The following is a 20590-nucleotide window of genomic DNA, read 5'->3' as shown; positions in this document are numbered from 1 at the left end:
CCCCTGAAGGGGAGGGGAGTGAGATGGTGCTTCGCCGCCTTGAACGGGTTGCAATCCGGGGCCTGTCTTGTGCCGCAATTTGCTGTAACAGGCGCATCATCTCGGGCGCTCGGATGCGCCGTTTCCCTATTCAACAGAGCCGCCCATGACTTCCCCCCGCCGCACCTTCGCGATCATCTCGCACCCTGACGCCGGCAAGACCACGCTGACCGAAAAGCTGCTCTATTTCGGCGGCGCGATCCATCTGGCGGGCGAGGTCAAGGCGCGGGGCCAGAACCGGCGCGCGCGGTCGGACTGGATGAAGATCGAGCAGCAGCGCGGCATCTCGGTCACCTCCTCGGTCATGACGTTCGAGAAGGACGGCGTGACCTTCAACCTGCTCGACACGCCGGGCCACGAGGATTTCTCGGAGGACACCTATCGCACGCTGACCGCGGTCGACTCGGCCGTCATGGTCATCGACGCGGCGCGCGGTATCGAGGCGCAGACGCGCAAATTGTTCGAGGTCTGCCGCCTGCGCTCGGTGCCGATCATCACCTTCGTCAACAAGGTCGACCGCGAGGGCCGTCCGCCCTTCGAACTGCTCGACGAGATCGCCGACATCCTGGCGCTCGACGTCGCGCCGATGAGCTGGCCGGTCGGCATGGGCGGGCTGTTCGAGGGCATCCTCGACCTGACCACCGGCAAGGTCAGCCGTCCCGAGGGCGACAGTCGCGCCTTTCTGGGCAAGGTGGACGATGCGCCGACCCTGCCCGCCGACATCGCCGAAGAAATCGAACTGGCCCAGGCGGGTTATGCCGCGTTCGACGGGGAAGCCTATCGCAACGGCGACCTGACGCCGGTCTATTTCGGCTCGGCGCTCAAGGACTTCGGTGTTGCCGAACTGATCGACGCGCTCAGCCGCCACGCGCCGCCGCCTCGCCCGCAGCCTGCCGAGCCCGCGCCCGTTTCGCCGGAGAACAAGGAAGTCACCGGCTTCGTGTTCAAGGTGCAGGCGAACATGGACCCGCAGCACCGCGACCGGATCGCGTTCATGCGGCTGTGCTCGGGCACCTTCAAGCGCGGCATGAAGCTGACCCCGACGGGCCATGGCAAGCCGATCGCGGTCCATTCGCCCATCCTGTTCTTCGCGCAGAACCGCGAAGTCGCGGACGAGGCGTTTCCGGGCGACATCATCGGTATTCCGAACCACGGGACGCTGCGGGTCGGCGATACCCTGTCGGAGCGGGCGGATGTCCGCTTCACTGGCCTGCCCAATTTCGCCCCTGAAATCCTGCGTCGCGTGGCGCTCAAGGACCCGACCAAGACCAAGCAGCTGCGCAAGGCGCTGGACGACATGGCGGAGGAGGGGGTGACCCAGGTCTTCTACCCAGAGATCGGGTCGAACTGGATCATCGGCGTGGTCGGGCAGCTCCAGCTTGACGTGCTGCTGTCGCGGCTGGATGCGGAATATAAGGTCGCGGCCGGGCTGGAGCCCGCGCCGTTCGACACCGCACGCTGGATCGCGGCGGACGACCCCGCCGATCTCAAGGCGTTCATGGATCTGAACCGTGCGGCGATGGCCAAGGATCGCGACGACAATCCCGTCTTCCTCGCCAAGAGCGCTTGGGAAGTCGGCTATGTCGCCGACCGTTACCCCAAGGTCCGCTTCCTCGCCACGCGCGAGCGCTGATTCGGAACCCGAGGGCCGTTTCGGCGCTTCAACGACCATGAACGAACAGGGACCCGCCATGGACCGAGCCGCGATCGAAGCGACCTTCGAGGCCAATGAAAAGCTGATCCGCCGCCGCGCGCTAAAGGCTGGGGCGAAGGCGCTGACCATCGGCACCGAGAGCTTGGCCGAGACGATCGACGCCATCGGCGATGCCTATGGCCTGACCGGCGCGCAGCGTCGCCAGCTGGAGCCGGGCATGGCGATCGAGGCGCAGGAGATTGCCGCCAAGCTAAAGGGCTTTGTCGGTCCGGCCGCGATTCTGGGCGACCTGCGCGGCGGGTCGGGCCTGTTGTCGCAGGCGCGGGCGGCGGGGAAGCTCGCCAAGACGGCGCGGCGGATCGGCAAGGGCGGCCTGGCGGCTGGCCGGGTCGCGGCGCGTGGCGGCCGGGTGGCGCGTGCAGTGCCTTGGGCGGCGCTGGGCGTGGCGGCCTGGGGCGTCGGCAATGGCGGATGGTTCTGGTGGCGGGCGCATGCCTATAACCGGGCCTGCCGAGACCTGTTGCTGGGTCAGCAGGGCGGGGTGGTCCAGCCCGCCTGACAACGGGCTGACGCCTTATCGCCGCTCCGCCCGGTCGTCCCAGGCTAGGCCCTCGGCCAGCGAGTCGCGAATGGCGCGCAGCATCGCGGCGGGATCGTTTTTGGCGCGCGATTCGGTGTCGAACAGCTGCTGCACCCCACGCACCGTATAGCCCTGCTGATTGAGCAGGCGGTCGATGCGGCGGATCAGGATCAGGTCATCGGCGCGATAATAGCGTCGGTTGCCTGCGCGTTGAACCGGACGAAGCTGGGAAAAGCGGCTTTCCCAATAGCGCAGCACATGCTGCGCCACGCCGGTTTCGCGCGAGACTTCGCCGATGGTGCGCAACGCACCATCGGTCTTGCCGCCATCGGCCGGGCGTGTCGGTCTATCCGGCCGCGACAATACGATCGCGCATCATCTGGCTGGCGCGGAATGTCAGGACGCGGCGGGGTGCGATCGGCACCTCGATCCCGGTCTTGGGGTTGCGGCCGATCCGCTCACCCTTGTCGCGCAGCACGAATGTTCCGAAGCCGGAGATCTTGACGTTTTCCCCGCGTCCCAGGGCGTCGCACATCTCGACGAGAATCTGCTCGACGACTTCTGCCGAATCGGATCGCGACAGTCCCACTTCCTGATGCAGAGATTCGGCGAGATCCGCCCGTGTCAACGTTCCAGCCTTCGTCATGCCATCCCCCAATGGTGCGGAAGTGACCGATTAACACATCCAAGATTGGGACCGAAAGGGATTTATCTCGGTTAATGTCAATCGTTTGTCTAAAAGCGGATCACCGCCGCGCCCCAGGTGAAGCCCCCGCCCATCGCTTCCAGCACGATCAGGTCGTTCTCCCGAATGCGTCCGTCGCGTACCGCCGTGTCCAGCGCCAGCGGCACCGAGGCGGCGGAGGTGTTGGCGTGACGGTCGACGGTGACGACGACCTTTTCCGGGGCCAGGTTCAACTTGCGGGCGGTGGCGTCGAGGATACGGGCATTGGCCTGATGCGGCACGACCCAATCGACATCGGCCGACGTCAAGCCCGCTAGGCCCAGCGATTCTTCCATCACCTGCGCCAGATTGACGACGGCGTGGCGGAACACCTCGCGTCCCTTCATCCGCAGCTTGCCGACGGTGCCGGTGGTGGAAGGGCCGCCATCGACATAGAGCAGGCCGTTATGGCGGCCATCGGCATGGAGCTTGGTGGCCAAAATGCCGCGACCATCCGAATCGGAGCTTTCACGCGCCTCCAGCACCATCGCGCCCGCGCCGTCGCCGAACAGGACGCAGGTGGTGCGATCCTCCCAGTCGAGAATGCGGCTGAAGGTCTCCGCGCCGATCACCAGCGCGCGGCGCTGCACGCCGGAGCGCAGCATCGCATCGGCGACCTGCACGGCATAGAGAAAGCCCGAGCAGACGGCGGCCACATCGAACGCGACGCAGTCGTTGATGCCCAGCATCGCTTGGACCTTGGTCGCGGTCGCCGGGAAGGTCTGGTCGGGCGTGGCGGTCGCCAGGACGATCAGGTCGATATCCTGCGCCGACAGGCCGGCGGCGGCGATCGCGGCCTTGGCGGCGTCGGCGGCCAGCGTGGCCGTGGTTTCCTCCGGCCCAGCGATGTGGCGGAAGCGGATGCCGGTCCGCTCGACGATCCACTCGTCGGACGTGTCGACCTCTTGCGCCAGTTCTTCGTTCGACACCCGCCGGGTTGGAAGTGCCGACCCCGTACCCGTGACGATCGAACGAATCATGCAGCGTCCTCGAAATTCAGGAGATCCTCGGCAATGCGCCGGGTCAGGTCGGCGCGCACCATCTTGGCCGCATTGCCGATCGCGGTGGCGACGCCCAGTTCGTTGGCGCTGCCATGGCTCTTCACCACCACCCCGTTCAGGCCCAGAAAGACTGCGCCATTATGATTGTTGGGGTCCAGGTGATCGCGCAGCAGCTGCGTGGCGGGCCGCGAGATCAGGAAGCCGAGCTTCGACCGCGCCGACGAGCGGAAGGCGCGCTTCAACAGGTCGCCGACGAAGCGCGCGGTGCCCTCTGCGGTCTTGAGCGCGATATTGCCCGCAAAGCCGTCGCACACGATCACGTCGACTTCGCCACGGGCCAGCTGGTTGCCCTCGATGAAGCCGGTGAAGTTCAGCGGCAGGTGATTCTGGCCGCGCAGCACGGCGGCGGCGTCGCGAATCTCGTCGGTGCCCTTCTGGTCCTCGGACCCGATGTTGAGCAGCGCGACTCGCGGATTGTCGAGTTCGAGCAGGATGCGGGCATAGGCCGCACCCATCACCGCGAACTGGACGAGGTTGCGGGCGTCACACTCGGTATTGGCGCCGAGGTCGAGCATGACGACGTCATTGTCGCCCAGCGTCGGCAGCGGCGCGGCGAGGGCGGGCCGGTCGATGCCGGGCAGGGTGCGGAGCGACAGCTTGGCCATCGCCATCAGCGCACCGGTATTGCCCGACGACACCATGGCGGCGGCGCGCCGCTGCTTCACCAGATCGATGGCGATACCCATCGACGTCACACGCGCACGCCGAATCGCCTGGCTCGGCTTTTCGCTCGAGCCGACGATCTCGGGGGCGTGGATGATCTCGGACGCGGCGGACAGGTTGGGATGGACCTTCAGCCCCTCCGCAATCTGTGCCTCGTCCCCGACCAGGAAGAAGCGCATGCCCTCGAAGCGACGACGCGCCCTGGCGACACCGGCCAGCATCACGGCCAGCCCGTCGTCGCCGCCCATCGCATCGACGGCGATCCAGGCGTTATCGGCCATGCGTTCCTCTAACGGTCAATCAGGTCAGGTAGAGGGATCAGCCCTCGACCGACACGACCTCACGGCCGTTATAATGGCCGCAGGCGGTGCACAGATTGTGCGGACGCTTCAGTTCGCCGCAGTTCGGGCATTCCTGGAACGCCGCGACCGTCAGCGAGTCGTGGCCACGGCGCATGCCGCGCTTGGAGGGCGAAGTCTTTCTCTTGGGGACGGCCATTGCGGCACCTTATCAATCGAACAATGGGTGGAATACGCCACGATCAGCACCCATTGCGCGCCCGGATCGATGACCCGGCCGCGTGAGCACCCAGCCGGACGCATCGCGAAGCCCCGCGCCTATAGCGAGTTTTGCCGATGTTGCAAGCCGGGCTGGGGAATGGCACTCCGCTTCCTCGTCCAAATCCCGGAGAATGCGCCGCTTATGATCCTGCCCGTCACGCTCAGCATCGCGGCGGCGGCCGCGCTGGTCAATCTATGGCTCGCCCTGCGAATCGTCGTCGGGCGGGTACGCGGTAAGATTCTGCTGGGCGATGGCGGCGATTCGCGACTCGGTGCGGGCATGCGGGCCCAGGCCAATTTCGTCGAATATGCGCCCTTCGTCCTGATCCTAATGGGGCTGATCGAACTGGCGGGCGGCTCGGCCTTCTGGCTGTGGGTGCTGGGTGGGGCTTTTATCCTGGCGCGGATCGGCCATGGCTGGGGCATGATGCGGCCCGCCCCCAATATCGGCCGCGCGGGCGGCGCGATCGGAACCTGGGCGATCCTGGCCTTGTTGGCCGGATGGGCAATCGGCATCGTCTATACCGCCAACACCACCCCCGTGACCGGGGTCATTGTCTATAAGGCTGAGCAGCGATGATTCGTTTTCCCCTGATCGCTCTGGCCGCCGTCGCGCTGACCGGTGCCGCCCCCGACCCCATCTCGCCGCAGCGGCTGTCCGACGATGTGAAGACGCTCGCCTCCGACGCGTTCGAGGGGCGCGCGCCGGGCACGGTGGGGGAAACCAAGACCGTCGACTGGCTGGTCGCGCAGTTCCGGGCGATGGGTCTGCAACCCGGCGGACCTAATGGCCAGTGGACGCAGCCCGTGCCGCTGATCCGCACCCAGATCGGCCAGGGGGCGATGCGGGCCGGGGCCATGCCGCTGGTCCAGGGGCAGGGCGTCTATGTCTCGACCGTGCGGCCCGTCGACCGGGTGGCGATCCAGAATGCGCCGATGGTGTTCGTCGGTTACGGCGTCCACGCGCCCGAGCGCGGCTGGGACGATTTCAAGGGCGTCGACCTGAAGGGCAAGATCGCCGTCTTCCTGGTCAACGATCCCGATTTCGAGGCGGCGGCGGGCGACGATGCCAAGGGCAAGTTCGGCGACCGGCGCATGACCTATTATGGCCGCTGGACCTATAAATATGAGGAAGCCGCGCGGCAGGGCGCGATCGGCGCGCTGATCGTCCATGATACGGCCGGGGCAGGCTATGGCTGGGCGACGGTGACCGCGCCCGCAGGCGAGAATTACGACATCGTCCGCGCCGACCCGAGTTCGCGGGTCCTGCTGCAAGGCTGGCTGTCCGGCGAGTCGGCGACTAAGATCTTCGCCGCCGCGGGGCTGGACCTGGCGCAACAGCGCCAAGCCGCGCGACGTGCCGATTTCCGGCCGGTCGCATTGAAGGGGCAATCCTTCTCCGCCGACCTGCCCGTGACGATGGTGCGCGCGGAAAGCCGCAACGTGCTGGCGAAGCTGCCCGGCAAGACGCACCCCGATGAGGTCGTGATGTTCGGCGCGCATTGGGATGCGTACGGCCGGGGCAAGGCGGACGCGCAAGGCCGAACGATTCGCCCCGGCGCGAACGACGATGCGCTGGGCGTGGCGGGCGTGCTGGAACTGGCGCGCGCCTTCAAGGCCGCGCCGCCGACCGACCGCAGCCTGGTCTTCGCGCTGTGGACCGGCGAGGAGCGCGGGCTGCTGGGTTCGGAGACCTATGCGGTGAAGCCGGTCTATCCGCTGTCGAAGACCGTCGCCAATCTGACGCTCGACATCCTGCAGACGGCGGGACCGGCCAAGGACGTGATGCTGGTCGGTGACGGGCAGAACGATCTGGAGGACCGGTTGAAGACCACCGCCGCGGCGCAAGGGCGCGTGGTGACGCCGGAGGCGCTGCCCGAGCGCGGGCTGTTCTACCGCGCCGATCATTTCTCGGTCGCGCGGCGCGGCGTGCCGACGCTGCTGTTGATGGCGATCAGCGGCGCGCCCGATCTGGTCGCGGGCGGGCGCACGGCGGGGCAGACATGGCTCGACGACTATATGCGCTGCTATCACCAGACCTGCGATGCCTGGGACGCGAACTGGGACTTGCGCGGCGCGGCGGCGGATGTCGATCTGTTCTACCGGATCGGGCGCGACCTGGCCGATGGACGGAACTGGCCCGAATGGCGCGCCGGGTCCGAGTTCAAGGCGATTCGCAGCGAGAGTGCTGCGGACCGGCGGTAATCCCGCCGCGCCTATTCTTCCCCTGCAAGGGGAGGGGGGCCATGCGTAGCATGGTGGAGGGGTGTCACCGCCAGCGTGGACACCCCTCCGTCAGTCCTGCGGACCGCCGCCTCCCCTTGCAGGGGGGGAATGGAAGGGAAAGTCTTACCCCAGGCCCAATACCCGGTCCGCCACGAAGGCGTTGCTCTGCCGCTCATGCCCGAAGGTGCTGGGCTGGCCGTGCCCCGGAATGAACGCCGTGTCGTTCCCCAGCGGCCAGAGCTTTTCCACGATCGAACGGATCAGCGTATCGTGATCCCCGCCGGGCATGTCGGAGCGGCCGACCGATCCCTGGAACAGCACGTCCCCGACCAGCGCGAAGTGCGACGGCGCATGGTGGAAGATCACGTGCCCGCGCGTATGCCCCGGCGTCTCGTACACATCCAGGGTCAGGTCGCCGATCGTCACCGTATCGCCCTCCGACAGCCAGCGGGTCGGCTCCAGCACCTGCGCGGGGATGCCATAAGCCTGCCCGTCCTCGTCCAGCCGGGCGAGCCAGAAGCGATCCTCCTCCTGCGGCCCCTCGACGGGCACGGACAGCGCGTCGGACAGCGCCTTCGCGCCGCCCGCATGGTCGATATGGCCATGGGTCAGCAGGATCTTCTCCACCGTCACGCCGGTCTTGGCGATCGCGTCCTGGATACGCGGCAGGTCGCCGCCGGGATCGACCACCGCCGCCTTCATCGTCGCGGTGCACCAGACGATCGAGCAATTCTGCTGAAGCGGGGTGACGGGCACGATCGCGGCGCGTAGCGGCGGCATAGGGGTCTCGGTCATGGGCCCGGAGATAGGGACTGGGACAGCATCGGCCAATCGATACTTGCAAGCGCCCCTGCCCGCCGTGCATGGATCGTGGTTCATGCTGCGGCCCACCCCTCCTTTCGTCCTGCTCGACGACGCCCGTGACGGGGGGGCGGCGGCGCGTCTCTATACGGCGCCGGTCGAGGTCGTCGTCGCCCATGCCCCGGCGGAGGTCGCGCCCGCGCTGGCGCGGTTGCGCCGCGCAAGGCAGGCGGGCCTCCATGCGGTCGGCTATCTGACCTATGAGGCGGGGGCCGCGTTCGAGCCTGGCGTCGCCGCGCGACCCGCCAATGGCCCGCTGCTGTGGTTCGGCCTGTTCGCCGATTACGCGATCGTCGATCCGCAGGCGATGCTGCCCGATCCGGCCGGGGCCTGGATCGGCGATCTGGAGCCCGAGGTGTCGCCCGAGCGCCATGCCGCGCAGTTCGCGGCGGTGCAGGCGCTGATCACGGCGGGCGATCTGTACCAGGTCAACCAGAGCTTTCGTGCGCAGGTGCCCGTCGCGGGCGATCCGCTGGCGCTTTATGCGGGGTTGCGGGCCCGGTCGCGGGCGGGCTGGGGCGCGGTGGTCGCGACCGGCGAGGCGACGATCCTGTCGCTGTCGCCCGAGCTGTTCTTCGCGCTGGAGGATGGCCGCCTGACCGCGCGGCCGATGAAGGGCACCGCACGGCGCGAGGCCGATCCCGCCGCCGATGCGCGCGCGGCGGCCGCCTTGCGTGACGATCCCAAACAGCGCGCCGAAAATCTGATGATCGTCGACCTGATGCGCAACGACCTGTCGCGCGTCGCGCGGGCAGGCAGCGTGTCGGTTCCCGAACTCTTCGCGGTCGAACCCTATCCGACGGTGCATCAGATGGTGTCGACCGTCACCGCCGAGCTGGCCGAGGGGCGCGATGCGCTGGACGTGCTGGCGGCGCTCTTTCCGTGCGGCTCGATTACCGGCGCGCCCAAGATCCGCGCGATGCAGGCGATTGCCGAGATCGAGGATTCGCCGCGCGGCCTCTATACCGGGGCAATCGGGCGGTTGGATGCCGATGGCGATGCGATGTTCAACGTCGCGATCCGCACGCTGACCTGGCCGGTCGGCGGCGACCATGCGACGCTGGGCCTGGGATCGGGCGTGGTCGCCGACTCGGTGGCGGCGGACGAGTGGGACGAATGCCTGGCCAAGGGCGCGTTCCTCGAGGGCGGGCGCGCCGATTTCGACCTGATCGAGACGATGGGCTTCGATCCGATCGAGGGTATCCAGCACCTGGAGGCGCATCTCGCGCGGATGAAGGCGAGTGCGACGGCGCTGGGCTTTCGCTTCAACCGCCATGACGCGCGCAACGAATTGCAGGCGGCGACCTTCCGCCTGCGCGATGCCCGCCGCATCCGCCTGTTGCTGGCACGCAGCGGGGCGCTGGTGGTCGAGGTCGGACCTGCTCCCGCCCCCTTCGAGCAGGTCGTGCCGGTGCGTGTTGTACCCCTGCCTGTTGCGCCCGAGGATCTGCGGCTGCGGCACAAGACCAGCGCGCGGGGCTTCTACGACGCGGCGCGCACGACGGCAGGCACGGCGGAAGTGGTGTTCGAGGGCCGTGACGGCACGCTCACGGAGGGTAGCTTTACGTCGCTGTTCGTCGAGCGGGAGGGGAAGCTGCTGACGCCACCGCTCGCCGCCGGGCTGCTTCCCGGCGTGCTGCGCGGTCATCTGATCGAGACGGGGCAGGCCAGCGAGGCGCCGTTGATCCGAGATGATCTGAAAGACGGATTCTTGCTTGGCAATGCGCTGCGCGGATTGTTTCGTGCACGGATGGTTGCGGATTGAGCGGTTGAGCGGCTAAGGCGCGGCCGCATTCTCCTGTCGCAAAGGTATCCATCATGCAGCCCTCCGCCGCGCTCGGCCGTATCAGCCCGTCCCCCACGCTCGCCATCACCAGCCGCGTGATGGAGCTGAAGCGGGCCGGTGTCGACGTGATCGGACTGGGCGCAGGCGAACCGGACTTCGACACGCCGGATTTCGTGAAAGAGGCGGCGATCCAGGCAATCCGCGACGGCAAGACGAAATACACCAATGTAGACGGCACGCCCGAGCTGAAGGCGGCGATCGCGGCCAAGTTCGCGCGCGACAACGGCCTGACCTACAAGGCCGACCAGATCAGCGTGAATGTCGGCGGCAAGCACACCTTGTTCAACGCGATGGTCGCGACGATCGACGCAGGGGACGAAGTGGTAATCCCCGCGCCCTACTGGGTCAGCTACCCGGACGTCGTGCAGTTTGCGGGCGGCGTGCCGGTGATCGTGAAGGCGGGACCGGAGCAGGGCTATAAGCTGACCCCCGAGGCCCTGGATGCGGCGATCACGCCCAAGACCAAGTGGGTCATCCTCAACTCGCCGTCCAATCCGACGGGCGCGGGCTATACCGCCGACGAGCTGAAGGCGCTGGGCGAGGTGATCCTTCGCCATCCGCATGTCTGGGTCTTTGCCGACGATATGTACGAGCATATCGTCTATGACGGCTTCCGCTTCGCCACCATCGCGCAGGTCTGCCCCGAGCTGTATGAGCGCACGCTGACGGTGAACGGCTGCTCCAAGGCCTATGCGATGACCGGATGGCGCATCGGTTATGCGGGCGGTGCGCCCTGGCTCATCAAGGCGATCGCCAAGCTCCAGTCGCAATCGACCTCCAACCCCTGTTCGGTGGCGCAGGCGGCGGCGACCGCAGCCCTGACCGGCGACCAGAGCTTCCTGGCCGAGCGTAACCTGGCCTTCCAGGTGCGGCGCGACATGGTGGTAGCAATGCTGAACGAAATCGACGGCATGACCTGCCCGACGCCGGAGGGCGCCTTCTACGTCTATCCGTCCTTCGCGCCGCTGATCGGCAAGACGACGCCGTCGGGCCGTCTGATCGACAGTGACGAGGCGTTTGTCGGCTATCTGCTCGACGATGCGAAGGTGGCGGCGGTGCAGGGTGCGGCGTTCGGCCTCTCGCCCGCAATGCGAATCAGCTATGCGACCTCGGACGCGCTGCTCAAGGAAGCCTGCACCCGCATCCAGGCGGCTTGCGCTGCGCTGAAATAATTTTGCCATAACGGCGATGGGGAGGCCAGCCGATCCGGGAAAATTGCCGGATTGGCTGGCTTTTTCATGGGCTTATGTGCGCTGCAGCAATATGGCTTAACTGTGGCATGAACGACACGTCCACGTGCCGTTAATGCTGAGTTTCTATAAACGTCATTGTCGGAACGGCGGCCATCGACCACATGGCGCCCGGATGATCGCTGACCCGTCCGGGGAGCGACCCGTTTAGACAGGTGAAGTGAACAATGCGTGCCCTCCTCAAGTCCAGCTTCGTGTGGCAGTTCGCCGGCGGATTTGCGCTGGGAGCTTTGGGTCTCGTGGTCCTTCACCCGGCCGAAGCACCCAGCCGTTACGGTTCGGCACCGGTCGAGGCGGTTCGCTAAGCGCCTCCACCATAGGCTGATTTCCCGGGGCCACCCCTAGCCGAACCATCCGGCCCGCCCCATATTCGGGCGATGCGCAACATCCTCTGCTTCGCCCTGGCCGCGACCGCATTCGGAGCGGTCGCCCTTTCCTCCCTACCGGCTCAGGCCGAACGCGCGGTGCCGCTGCCCAAGGCGGCGCTCGACGTGCCGGTTGTCCAACGTCCACAGGTCGCGGTGCTGGCGGGTGGCTGTTTCTGGGGCATGGAGGCAGTGTTCGAGCGGGTGAAGGGCGTGCGCTCGGTCACGGCGGGCTATGCCGGAGGGCGGCGCGAAGACGCCCATTACAGCGCGGTCTCCACCGAACGCACGGGGCATGCCGAAGCGATTCGGATCACCTATGATCCGCACCAGGTTTCCTACGCCACGCTGCTCCGTATCTATTTCTCGATCGCGCATGATCCGACCCAGGTCGGCGGGCAGGGTCCCGATCGCGGCCCCAGCTATCGCTCGGCGATCTTCGCCCAGTCACCCCAGCAGGCTCAGGTCGCGCGCGCCTATATCGCGCAGCTGACCCGCGCCCACGCCTTTGCCAGGCCGATCACGACCCGGATCGAGCAGGGCAGCTTCTTCCCTGCCGAGGCTGAGCACCAGAATTTCTACGACCGCAATCCGACGCACCCCTATATCGTCCGCTGGGACAAGCCCAAGGTGGCGGGCTTCCGCGCCGGTTTTCCCGATTTGGCGCGGGCGGGGTAAGCGCTCTTTTTCTCCCCTCTCCCCTATCCAGGGGAGAGGGGAAATCCTCAAGCGGCGACCGGGAAGCGCAGCATCCGGTCGCGCACCGGCACCAGCGCTTCGGCCGGGCGGCCCACCGCCTGGCGAAGCGCGGGGTGATCGACGTCCAGCCCACCGGTCAGCGATCCGAAGGCGGGCAGGATCAGCTTGCTGGCCGTCCCCACGAAACAGCGCCGGGCGACCAGCTTGCCGCGAACCCGCAGGCGCAGCTTGGGGTGGAAATGCCCCGACAATTCGGGCCGGGTTTCCGCCGGATCGGCTTCGTGGCGCAGGACGAGGCCGTCGACCACCGCCCCCTGCGTCATCGCGCCGCCGCAGCGGTCGCGTAAGACGGGATCGTGATTGCCGGTGATCCAGGTCCAGTCCGTCGAGGCCGTCAGCGCCAGCAGCATCGCCCGCGCATCGGCAGGCAATCGGTCACAGCCCTCTGCATCGTGAAAACTGTCGCCCAGGCACCAGACTTCCCGCGCGCCCGTCTGCCGGACGATGGCGGTCAACTCGGTCAGCGTGGCGAGCGAATCATAGGGGGGCAGCATCTGTCCACCACCCGCATACCAGCTCGCCTTCTCCAGATGCAGGTCGGCGACCAGCAACGCGGACCGCGCGGGCCAGTACAGCGCGCCATCGGGCAGTGCGGTAAAGTCGTGGCCGCCGAACGAAAAGGGAACCATTTCCCGTCCATGCGCTTGACGCACAGCAATATCAAGCGTTTGCAGGGGACGATGGAAAGCCCTTGCGTCGGGCGCGCAGAAGCGTAAAGCGCGCCGTCCTTTTGGCACAGGGGGTTCCGGCGGGCATGACAGGCACGGCGACCGATTTGACGGGCCATCAGGCTCCATCCAGCGACAGTAACGACGCGGGCGTCCATCGTCACCCGGCGCTGGTGGCGTTGACCGTCGGCGCGATCGGCGTGGTGTTCGGCGACATCGGCACCAGCCCGCTCTACGCCTTTCGCGAAGCCCTGGCGCAGACGGCGGGCGACGGCATCGACCCCAGCGAAATCCTGGGCGTACTGAGCCTGGCGCTCTGGTCGCTGATATTGGTCGTGACGATCAAATATGTCGTCTTCCTGATGCGCGCCGACAATCAGGGTGAGGGCGGAGTGCTGGCACTGGCCGCGCTGGCCCGGCGCGCGGCGGGGGTTCGCTCACGCGTGGCGCTGGTGCTGGGCGCGGCGGGGGCGTCGCTCTTCTACGGCGATGCGATCATCACGCCTGCCTTGTCGGTGCTGTCGGCGATGGAAGGGTTGCGCACCATTCCCTCGGCCGCATCGATCTTCGACGAGAACGTCATTCGGATGTGCACCATCGTCATCCTCGTCGCGCTGTTCTTCATCCAGTCGCGCGGCACGGCACAGGTGTCGAAGCTGTTCGGTCCGATCTGTATCCTCTGGTTCCTGGTCATCGGCGGGCTGGGCGTCTGGCACATCGCCGACGAACCCTCGATCGCGCGGGTGGTCTGGCCGGGTTACGGGGTCAGCTTCCTGATGAGCCACGGCGTCATCGGCCTGTTCGTGCTGGGGGCGGTATTCCTGACCGTGACCGGCGCGGAGGCGCTGACCGCCGATATGGGGCATTTCGGGCGGCTGCCAATCCGCATCGGCTGGTTCTCGCTCGTTCTGCCCGCGCTGGCGCTCAACTATCTGGGGCAGGGCGCCTTTGCGCTCGCCTCGCTGGAGCAGGCGGCGGCCAATGGCCAGACCTTCACCAACCAGGACTGGTTCTTCCTGATGGCGCCCGAGCCGTTGCGCCCGGCGCTGATCGTGCTGGCGGGACTCGCCACCGTGATCGCGGCGCAGGCGGTGATTACGGGGGCCTTTTCGCTGACCCAGCAAGCGATCCAACTCGGCCTGTTGCCGCGCCTGCGCGTCCGCCAGACCTCGGCCGATTTCCAGGGGCAGATCTATCTGCCTGCGATCAACTGGCTGTTGCTGTTCGGGGTGCTGGTGCTGGTGATCCAGTTCAAGACGTCCTCGGCGATGGCCGCCGCCTATGGCATTGCAGTGACGGGGACGATGGTGGTGACGACCTGCCTCGCCTACCTGGTCGTGCGGCACCGCTGGGGCTGGTCGCGCGGGTTGGCCGCGGCGGCGATCCTGCCCTTTCTGGCGCTCGACCTCATCTTCTTCGGCGCGAACATCCTGCGGGTGATCGAGGGGGGCTGGGTGCCGCTGCTCGTCGGCGCGGGCGTGGGCGTGATCATCCACACCTGGGTGCGCGGGCGCGGCATCGTCTCGGCCTTTGAGAAGCGGCAGGCGATCCCGCTCGCCGACCTCGCCGCCGCGCTGACCAAGCGTCCGCCCGAGCGGGTGCCGGGCACGGCGGTGTTCCTGACCGCCAACCCCGCCTCGGCACCGGGCGCGCTGCTCCACAACCTCAAGCACAACAAGATCCTGCACGCGCAGAATCTGATCGTGACGATCCGCACCGCCGACCGCCCCGTGGTGCCGCCCGAAAAGCGCGCGGAAGTGGAGCGGCTGGACGAGAATTTCGCGACCGTCATCCTGAAATATGGCTTCATGGAAACGCCAGACGTACCGCGGGACCTGCCTCGCGATCTGGGCGTGCAGACCAGCGGCAAGGGGCTGGACCCGATGAAGACCAGCTTCTTCATCGGCCGCAACACGCTGAAGCCCGAAGCGGAAAAGGGCATGCCGCCCTGGCAGGACCGGCTGTTCATGTTCCTGCAGCGCAACGCCAGCGACCCCACCGACTTCCTGCGCATTCCGCCGGGAAAGGTGCTGGAACTGGGCGAGCAGGTGACGGTGTAGAATATTCCTCCCCGGCACGGGGAGGTGGCAGACGCAGCCTGACGGAGGGGGGGCTTCCCTCGCGGCTACCTCTCTCCGCCAGCTTCGCTGGTCCCCCTCCCCGTGACGGGGAGGATTTTACAGCGTGACCTTGGGTGGCTTGGCGGCTTCGACCGCGACCAGCACCATCTTTTCCCAGATGACGGGATCGCCTGCATCGGCCATCGCCTGATCGGGCTCGCGCAGCGTCCGCAGCACGGCTAGCGCGTCGGCCATATGATCGCGCCACTGCGCGTCGACCAGCTTGGATGCGGATTCCGAGTCGCCCTTGGCATTGGCGCTCAGCCGCTGGCCGCACAACACACGCGCGATGCGTTCGGCGGCGGGGGTGTGGGCAATGTCCATGGCAACCTCTCTCCTGATGCGCGGGAATCGTTACGCGCTCAACGCATCAGGACGGGGTTGGGGTGCAAGCGCTATCCGCGATCACGCCCCTCCCGCAGGCGAGTTTCAGGTCGGTCATGCCCCCGGCATGACCTAAACGATGCGTGGCATCGTTTACCTGAAACTGGGATGGGGGAGGGTATGCCGCTGGCTATGGTCTCGGTGAGACTTCTTGCCCTCCCCAAACCCCTCCCGCTTGTGGGAGGGGCTTAAGAAGGGGCTTAGCCCTGCGCGCCCCGACCGGCACCGCCGCCGCCGGGGCGACCCTGGCCGCCACGACCGCGACCGCCGCCGCCACCACCGGGCGCACCGCCACCGCCGCCGCGGCGACGCGGCTGGCGGCCCTGCGGCGCCCGCGAGTCGGTCGCACGCGGGTGATGCGTAGCGCGCGGACGCGCCGGGTCACGCGGACGGTCGACGCGCGGCGCTGGGTCGGCACCGATGGCCTTCACGCGCTGCGACTTGATCGTCTCGGCGCGCTTCACGAAGTCGGCGGGCAGCGGCACGACGGTGATCTTCTGCCGCGTCAGCTTCTCGATATCCTTCAGATACGGACGCTCATCCTCGGCGCAGAAGGCGATCGCGAGCCCCGAACGACCGGCGCGCGCGGTGCGGCCGATGCGGTGGACATATTGCTCGGCGACGTTGGGCAGTTCGAAGTTGAAGACATGGCTGACGCCCGGAATGTCGATGCCGCGCGCGGCGATGTCGGTCGCCACCAGCACGCGGGTCTGGCCCGACCGGAACTCGCCCAGCGCGCGCTCGCGCTGGCCCTGGCTCTTGTTGCCGTGGATGGCGTTGGCGGCGATGCCGTTGCCCGCCAGCAGCTTCACGACGCGGTCGGCGCCATGCTTGGTGCGGGTGAAGACCAGCGCCAGCTCGATCGCGGGATCGGCGAGCAGGATGGTCAGCAGCGCCTGCTTTTCCTGCTGGGTCACGAACGTCACCGACTGGTCGACGCGCTCGGCCGTGGTCGACACCGGGGTGACGGTCACGGTCGCGGGATTGTCGAGGAACTTGTCGGCCAGATCGCGGATCGCGGCGGGCATGGTGGCCGAGAAGAACAGGGTCTGGCGCTTGCGCGGGATCATCTTCACGATGCGGCGCAGCGCGTGGATGAAGCCCAGGTCGAGCATCTGGTCGGCTTCGTCCAGCACCAGGATTTCGATCATCGACAGGTTCAGGAAGCCCTGCTCGACCAGATCGATCAGGCGGCCCGGCGTGGCGACCAGGATGTCGACGCCGCGCGACAGGTCCTGGCGGTTCTTGTTCAGGCTGGTGCCGCCAAAGACGGTCGCGACCGCCAGCTTGGAAAACTTGGCATAGCCCTTGGCATTTTCGGCGATCTGGCTGGCCAGTTCGCGCGTCGGGGCCAGGACGAGCATCCGGCAATGGGTCGGCAGGACGCGCTTGTTGGCCTCGACCAGCCGCTGGATCGAGGGGAGGACGAAGGCCGCCGTCTTGCCGGTGCCGGTCTGCGCGATGCCCAGCAGGTCGCGGCCTTCCAGCAGCGTCGGGATCGAATCGCGCTGGATCGGCGTGGGTTCGGAATAGCCCTTGGCTTCGAGCGCACGGACGAGCGGCTCGGCGAGGCCGAGTTCGGAAAAGGACATGGAATTACTTTCGATCATGGCGCGCGAGTCACGACAGGCCGCAAGCGCGGGCCGGGGTTGATGACACCCCGCGTGACAAGGGAAGCCTGAAGACAGGGTCGGGGCGGAGCCGGGACCAGATGGTCCGTTCACGCTGCGAGTGGACGCCTCGACGGGGGGCCATGTGCGCTGGCCATTGCCAAAAGTCAAGTTTCGGGCAGGATCGCCATTGCAATGCGTGACAAGCGCGGACGGATGGTTACATCCGATACCAGTTAGCGAAGAGGAGTCCTGCATGAAACTCGCCAGTCTCAAACATGGTCGCGACGGCAAGCTGGTCGTCGTGTCGAGCGACCTCGCCTGGTATGCGGATGCGGGGCATATCGTGCCGACGCTGCAGGCGGCGCTCGACGATTGGGAGACGCATGGGCCCGCGCTCGCCAATCTGGCGACCGACCTGAATCATGAGGCGATCCCGCGCGCGCGTTTCCACGAACATGACGCCGCCTCGCCCTTGCCGCGCGCCTATCAATGGGCGGACGGATCGGCCTATGTGAATCACGTCGCGCTCGTCCGGCAGGCGCGCGGGGCAGAGCTGCCCGAGAGCTTCTGGCATGACCCGCTGATGTATCAGGGCGGCTCGGACGGGTTTCTGGGGCCGCGCGACGCCATTCCGTTGGCCGATGAAAGCTGGGGTTGCGACCTGGAGGGCGAGGTCGTCGTCGTCACCGGCGACGTGCCGATGGGCGCGAGCCGTGAAGAGGCGCTGGCGGCGATCCGGCTGGTGGGGCTGACCAACGACGTGTCGTTGCGGGGGCTGATCCCCGGCGAGCTGGCCAAGGGCTTCGGATTTTTCCAGTCCAAGCCCGCCTCGGCCTTCTCCCCCGTCTTCGTGACGCCGGAGTCGCTGGGCGACTGGTGGCGGGACGGCAAGCTGCATCGCGTGCTGAAGGTCGATCTGAACGGCCAGCCCTTCGGTCGGGCGGATGCGGGGCAGGACATGACCTTCGACTTCGGCACGCTGGTCGCGCATGCCGCCAAGACCCGCGCGCTGGGGGCGGGGACGATCATCGGGTCGGGCACCGTGTCCAACCGCGATTCGGACGGCGGCCCGGGCAAGCCGGTGGCCGAGGGCGGTGTCGGCTATAGCTGCCTAGCCGAACTGCGCATGATCGAGACGATCCGGGGCGGCGAGGCGGTGACGCCGTTCCTGAAGAAGGGTGACACGGTCCGCATCTGGATGGAGGACGACCGCCACCATCCGATCTTCGGCGCGATCGAACAGACGGTGGAGTAACCCATTCCTGTTTAGGGCGGATCGACCCTTATTCCATTCCTCCCCTGCAAAGGGAGGTGGCAGGCCGTAGGCCTGACGGAGGGGTGTCCCGGCTGGAGGGGTTCGGACCATCCACGACCGGTGACACCCCTCCACTATCCTGTGGATGGCCCCCCCTTCCAGGGGGGGAAAGAAAGTGGCGCCACTTGAATGTCGATCCTCCCCAAACCGGCTTGGGGAGGATTTAGGCGGTCACTCGACCAGCGCGTCGATCGCCTCGGCCATGTCGATATCCCGCGCCGACAGGCCGCCTGCGTCATGGGTGGTCAGCACGATGTCGACCCGGTTCCAGACATTGGACCATTCGGGATGGTGATCCGCCTTTTCCGCCAGCAGGGCGACGCGGGTCATGAAGCCGAACGCCTCGTTGAAGTCGGCAAACACGAAACGGCGGCTGATCGCATCGCGCCCTTCGTCCCAGTCCCAGTCCGGCAGGCCGTCCAGCGCCTCGTCCCGGTCCAACTCGCTCAGCCGTTCCACCATGATCGTCCCCTTGGCTTCTCTTGTTCTTTTGACCGGCACAGCGGTAAGACGACGGCCATGAGCGGGCAAGACGCGATTGGTGAAGCACCCGGTCCCGAAGTGATCGAGGCGATCGCGCGGGATGCGATCGCGCGCCTGCCGGAGGAATTCCGCGCCCATCTGGGCGACGTCGTGCTGATCGTCGAGGAATTCGCCGATGAAGAGACGCTGGCGGCGCTGGGCCTCGAGCATCCGCTCGACCTGACCGGCCTGTATCATGGGCGGCCGGTGGGCGAGAAAAGCTCGATGGATTCCGGCGGCATGCCCGACCGCATCCATCTCTTTCGCCGGGCGATCCTGGCCGAGTGGATCGACACGGGGGTGCGGCTCGACGATCTGGTCGTCCATGTGACGATCCATGAGATCGGCCATCATTTCGGCCTGTCCGAAGCGGATATGCACGCGCTGGAAGACGCGGTCGCGTGATCCTGGACCTGTCCGACGTAGCCTGCGCGCGCGGCGGGCGGTTGCTCTTTGCCCGATTGTCGCTGTCGCTGTCGGCGGGGGAGGCGGTCATCGTCACCGGCCCCAACGGCATCGGCAAGTCGAGCCTGTTGCGCCTGGCCGCCGGGTTGATCGCACCGTTCGAGGGCCGTGTCACCCGTTCGGGGCGTATCGCCCTGCTGATCGAGGATCTCGCGCTCGATGCCGAACTGCGGCTGGGCGAGGCGCTGTCCTTCTGGGCGCGGCTGGATGGGCAGGCGGTTGCTGCGGCGCGGGCGGCGGCGGCGCTGGAAACGGTGGGGCTGGCAACGCTCGCCGAGGTGCCGGTGCGGCTGCTGTCGACCGGGCAGCGCCGCCGCGCGGGGCTGGCGCGCGTGCTGGCGTCGCAGGCGCCGCTCTGGCTGCTCGACGAGCCGGGCAACGGGCTTGATACCGAAGGCGTCGCGATGCTGGAGCGGGTAATCGCGCGTCATCGTGCGGAGGGCGGGGCGGTTCTGTTGACCACGCATCAGCCATTGGCATTGGCCGATGCGCGCATGTTGGCGCTCGACGGGTTCGTGTCCGCATGAGCGCTGCGCTAACCCTGATCGTGCGCGACGTGCGGCGCGGCTATGCCGGGGGCGGAGCGGGGCTGGTCTGCGGCTTCTTCCTGCTGGCGGTGGTGTTGTTTCCCTTTGCCATCGGGCCCGACCGGGCGGTGCTGATGCGTGTCGGCGCGGGGGCGATCTGGGTCGCGGCGCTGCTGGCTGCGTTGTTGCCGGTCGATCGGCTGATCGCGCCTGATGTCGAGTCGGGCTGGTTCGACCAGATTCGGGTGCACGGCCTGTCGCTGCCGCTGGTCATGGCGCTGCGCATCGTCGCGCACTGGATCGCCTTTGCACCGCCGCTGATGACGGCGGCGCTGGTTGCGGGCGGGTTGTTCGGGCTGGAGGCGGGGGCGATCGGCCGGGTCGAGGC

At 67.3% G+C, this 20590-nt stretch carries 23 protein-coding genes; 13 read left to right on the top strand and 10 right to left on the bottom strand.

Going from position 1 to position 20590, the window contains the following annotated elements:
• The first annotated feature begins 145 nt into the window (after positions 1-145).
• Complete coding sequence (locus SB4_RS03940; RefSeq protein WP_058751502.1) at positions 146-1672, top strand: peptide chain release factor 3; 1527 nt, start codon at positions 146-148, stop codon at positions 1670-1672.
• Between the two features lie 37 nt (positions 1673-1709).
• Positions 1710-2252: a hypothetical protein gene (locus SB4_RS03935; protein WP_153006056.1), complete on the top strand. Its 543-nt coding sequence runs from the start codon at positions 1710-1712 to the stop codon at positions 2250-2252.
• A gap of 15 nt (positions 2253-2267) precedes the next feature.
• Here the strand turns inward: SB4_RS03935 and SB4_RS03930 are convergent, their stop codons facing one another.
• The 5 genes from SB4_RS03930 to rpmF all read right to left on the bottom strand — a co-directional run bounded on the left by SB4_RS03930 (position 2268) and on the right by rpmF (position 5219).
• Positions 2268-2636 (bottom strand): MerR family transcriptional regulator, encoded by a 369-nt coding sequence (locus SB4_RS03930; RefSeq protein WP_058751500.1) that lies wholly within the window; start codon positions 2634-2636, stop codon positions 2268-2270.
• Complete coding sequence (locus SB4_RS03925) at positions 2620-2919, bottom strand: integration host factor subunit alpha (RefSeq protein ID WP_058716555.1); 300 nt, start codon at positions 2917-2919, stop codon at positions 2620-2622. The genes SB4_RS03930 and SB4_RS03925 overlap by 17 nt, the downstream gene beginning before the upstream one ends.
• 89 nt (positions 2920-3008) lie before the next feature.
• Positions 3009-3977 (bottom strand): beta-ketoacyl-ACP synthase III, encoded by a 969-nt coding sequence (locus SB4_RS03920; RefSeq protein WP_058751499.1) that lies wholly within the window; start codon positions 3975-3977, stop codon positions 3009-3011.
• Positions 3974-5002, bottom strand: a complete 1029-nt coding sequence (plsX, locus tag SB4_RS03915) for a phosphate acyltransferase PlsX (RefSeq protein ID WP_058716553.1) — start codon at positions 5000-5002, stop codon at positions 3974-3976. Before plsX ends, SB4_RS03920 begins: the two co-directional genes overlap by 4 nt.
• Positions 5003-5039: 37 nt before the next feature.
• The gene (gene rpmF / locus SB4_RS03910; protein ID WP_042488281.1) at positions 5040-5219 is read right to left on the bottom strand and encodes a 50S ribosomal protein L32; all 180 of its coding nucleotides are present in this window, start codon (positions 5217-5219) and stop codon (positions 5040-5042) included.
• 204 nt (positions 5220-5423) lie between these two features.
• Here rpmF and SB4_RS03905 point away from each other — a divergent pair, with 204 nt between their 5' ends.
• A complete protein-coding gene (locus SB4_RS03905) occupies positions 5424-5861 on the top strand; it encodes an MAPEG family protein (RefSeq protein WP_058751504.1) in 438 nt (145 codons plus the stop codon).
• A complete protein-coding gene (locus SB4_RS03900; protein ID WP_058751498.1) occupies positions 5858-7486 on the top strand; it encodes a M28 family metallopeptidase in 1629 nt (542 codons plus the stop codon). The genes SB4_RS03905 and SB4_RS03900 overlap by 4 nt, the downstream gene beginning before the upstream one ends.
• A 144-nt stretch (positions 7487-7630) precedes the next feature.
• On the opposite strand, the gene SB4_RS03895 is transcribed toward SB4_RS03900, so the two are convergent.
• Entirely contained in the window at positions 7631-8302 is a 672-nt protein-coding gene (locus tag SB4_RS03895; RefSeq protein WP_058751497.1) for an MBL fold metallo-hydrolase, read from the bottom strand.
• An 82-nt stretch (positions 8303-8384) separates the two neighbouring features.
• On the opposite strand from SB4_RS03895, the gene pabB reads away from it, so the two are divergent.
• The 4 genes from pabB (at position 8385) to msrA (ending at position 12507) form a co-directional block, all read left to right on the top strand.
• Entirely contained in the window at positions 8385-10133 is a 1749-nt protein-coding gene (gene pabB, locus SB4_RS03890) for an aminodeoxychorismate synthase component I (RefSeq protein WP_058751496.1), read from the top strand.
• Between the two features lie 53 nt (positions 10134-10186).
• Positions 10187-11386: a pyridoxal phosphate-dependent aminotransferase gene (locus SB4_RS03885; RefSeq protein WP_058751495.1), complete on the top strand. Its 1200-nt coding sequence runs from the start codon at positions 10187-10189 to the stop codon at positions 11384-11386.
• A 245-nt stretch (positions 11387-11631) separates the two neighbouring features.
• Positions 11632-11769, top strand: a complete 138-nt coding sequence (locus tag SB4_RS19925; protein WP_167345433.1) for a hypothetical protein — start codon at positions 11632-11634, stop codon at positions 11767-11769.
• Positions 11770-11841: 72 nt separating this feature from the next.
• Positions 11842-12507 (top strand): peptide-methionine (S)-S-oxide reductase MsrA, encoded by a 666-nt coding sequence (gene msrA / locus SB4_RS03880; protein ID WP_058751494.1) that lies wholly within the window; start codon positions 11842-11844, stop codon positions 12505-12507.
• A gap of 47 nt (positions 12508-12554) precedes the next feature.
• Here the strand turns inward: msrA and pdeM are convergent, their stop codons facing one another.
• The gene (pdeM, locus tag SB4_RS03875) at positions 12555-13217 is read right to left on the bottom strand and encodes a ligase-associated DNA damage response endonuclease PdeM (RefSeq protein WP_058751493.1); all 663 of its coding nucleotides are present in this window, start codon (positions 13215-13217) and stop codon (positions 12555-12557) included.
• Positions 13218-13342: 125 nt separating this feature from the next.
• On the opposite strand from pdeM, the gene SB4_RS03870 reads away from it, so the two are divergent.
• The gene (locus SB4_RS03870; protein WP_082669942.1) at positions 13343-15316 is read left to right on the top strand and encodes a potassium transporter Kup; all 1974 of its coding nucleotides are present in this window, start codon (positions 13343-13345) and stop codon (positions 15314-15316) included.
• A gap of 117 nt (positions 15317-15433) precedes the next feature.
• Here the strand turns inward: SB4_RS03870 and SB4_RS03865 are convergent, their stop codons facing one another.
• Together SB4_RS03865 and SB4_RS03860 are read right to left on the bottom strand one after the other, a co-directional pair.
• Positions 15434-15700 (bottom strand): hypothetical protein, encoded by a 267-nt coding sequence (locus SB4_RS03865; protein WP_058716212.1) that lies wholly within the window; start codon positions 15698-15700, stop codon positions 15434-15436.
• Positions 15701-15960: 260 nt separating this feature from the next.
• Positions 15961-17352, bottom strand: coding sequence for a DEAD/DEAH box helicase (locus SB4_RS03860; RefSeq protein WP_058751492.1), 1392 nt, complete (start codon positions 17350-17352; stop codon positions 15961-15963).
• Between the two features lie 274 nt (positions 17353-17626).
• On the opposite strand from SB4_RS03860, the gene SB4_RS03855 reads away from it, so the two are divergent.
• The gene (locus SB4_RS03855) at positions 17627-18628 is read left to right on the top strand and encodes a fumarylacetoacetate hydrolase family protein (protein ID WP_058751491.1); all 1002 of its coding nucleotides are present in this window, start codon (positions 17627-17629) and stop codon (positions 18626-18628) included.
• 231 nt (positions 18629-18859) lie between these two features.
• Here SB4_RS03855 and SB4_RS03850 read toward each other — a convergent pair whose 3' ends face one another.
• A complete protein-coding gene (locus tag SB4_RS03850; RefSeq protein WP_275044978.1) occupies positions 18860-19309 on the bottom strand; it encodes a 4a-hydroxytetrahydrobiopterin dehydratase in 450 nt (149 codons plus the stop codon).
• Between SB4_RS03850 and SB4_RS03845 the strand changes: the two genes are divergently transcribed.
• The 3 genes from SB4_RS03845 to SB4_RS03835 all read left to right on the top strand — a co-directional run.
• Positions 19208-19615: a metallopeptidase family protein gene (locus SB4_RS03845; RefSeq protein WP_058751490.1), complete on the top strand. Its 408-nt coding sequence runs from the start codon at positions 19208-19210 to the stop codon at positions 19613-19615. The genes SB4_RS03850 and SB4_RS03845 overlap by 102 nt on opposite strands.
• Entirely contained in the window at positions 19612-20202 is a 591-nt protein-coding gene (ccmA, locus tag SB4_RS03840; protein ID WP_058751489.1) for a heme ABC exporter ATP-binding protein CcmA, read from the top strand. Before SB4_RS03845 ends, ccmA begins: the two co-directional genes overlap by 4 nt.
• Positions 20199-20590 (top strand): heme exporter protein CcmB (locus tag SB4_RS03835; RefSeq protein ID WP_193753729.1); only part of this gene is annotated, 392 nt, incomplete at its 3' end. The genes ccmA and SB4_RS03835, both read left to right, overlap by 4 nt.

It is taken from the genome of Sphingomonas sanguinis (genome assembly GCF_001476905.1).
GTDB lineage: Bacteria > Pseudomonadota > Alphaproteobacteria > Sphingomonadales > Sphingomonadaceae > Sphingomonas > Sphingomonas sanguinis_B.
This window is presented reverse-complemented; position numbering and strand designations above follow the sequence as displayed.

Coding starts and splice junctions, on each gene's coding strand:
- SB4_RS03940 (WP_058751502.1), top strand. CDS start 146: ATGACTTCCCCCCGCCGCACCTTCGCGATCATCTCGCACCCTGACGCC.
- SB4_RS03935 (WP_153006056.1), top strand. CDS start 1,710: ATGAACGAACAGGGACCCGCCATGGACCGAGCCGCGATCGAAGCGACC.
- SB4_RS03925 (WP_058716555.1), bottom strand. CDS start 2,919: ATGACGAAGGCTGGAACGTTGACACGGGCGGATCTCGCCGAATCTCTG.
- SB4_RS03920 (WP_058751499.1), bottom strand. CDS start 3,977: ATGATTCGTTCGATCGTCACGGGTACGGGGTCGGCACTTCCAACCCGG.
- plsX (WP_058716553.1), bottom strand. CDS start 5,002: ATGGCCGATAACGCCTGGATCGCCGTCGATGCGATGGGCGGCGACGAC.
- rpmF (WP_042488281.1), bottom strand. CDS start 5,219: ATGGCCGTCCCCAAGAGAAAGACTTCGCCCTCCAAGCGCGGCATGCGC.
- SB4_RS03905 (WP_058751504.1), top strand. CDS start 5,424: ATGATCCTGCCCGTCACGCTCAGCATCGCGGCGGCGGCCGCGCTGGTC.
- SB4_RS03900 (WP_058751498.1), top strand. CDS start 5,858: ATGATTCGTTTTCCCCTGATCGCTCTGGCCGCCGTCGCGCTGACCGGT.
- SB4_RS03895 (WP_058751497.1), bottom strand. CDS start 8,302: ATGACCGAGACCCCTATGCCGCCGCTACGCGCCGCGATCGTGCCCGTC.
- pabB (WP_058751496.1), top strand. CDS start 8,385: ATGCTGCGGCCCACCCCTCCTTTCGTCCTGCTCGACGACGCCCGTGAC.
- SB4_RS03885 (WP_058751495.1), top strand. CDS start 10,187: ATGCAGCCCTCCGCCGCGCTCGGCCGTATCAGCCCGTCCCCCACGCTC.
- SB4_RS19925 (WP_167345433.1), top strand. CDS start 11,632: ATGCGTGCCCTCCTCAAGTCCAGCTTCGTGTGGCAGTTCGCCGGCGGA.
- msrA (WP_058751494.1), top strand. CDS start 11,842: ATGCGCAACATCCTCTGCTTCGCCCTGGCCGCGACCGCATTCGGAGCG.
- pdeM (WP_058751493.1), bottom strand. CDS start 13,217: ATGGTTCCCTTTTCGTTCGGCGGCCACGACTTTACCGCACTGCCCGAT.
- SB4_RS03870 (WP_082669942.1), top strand. CDS start 13,343: ATGACAGGCACGGCGACCGATTTGACGGGCCATCAGGCTCCATCCAGC.
- SB4_RS03865 (WP_058716212.1), bottom strand. CDS start 15,700: ATGGACATTGCCCACACCCCCGCCGCCGAACGCATCGCGCGTGTGTTG.
- SB4_RS03860 (WP_058751492.1), bottom strand. CDS start 17,352: ATGTCCTTTTCCGAACTCGGCCTCGCCGAGCCGCTCGTCCGTGCGCTC.
- SB4_RS03855 (WP_058751491.1), top strand. CDS start 17,627: ATGAAACTCGCCAGTCTCAAACATGGTCGCGACGGCAAGCTGGTCGTC.
- SB4_RS03845 (WP_058751490.1), top strand. CDS start 19,208: ATGAGCGGGCAAGACGCGATTGGTGAAGCACCCGGTCCCGAAGTGATC.
- SB4_RS03850 (WP_275044978.1), bottom strand. CDS start 19,309: ATGGGCGCGGAATTCCTCCGGCAGGCGCGCGATCGCATCCCGCGCGAT.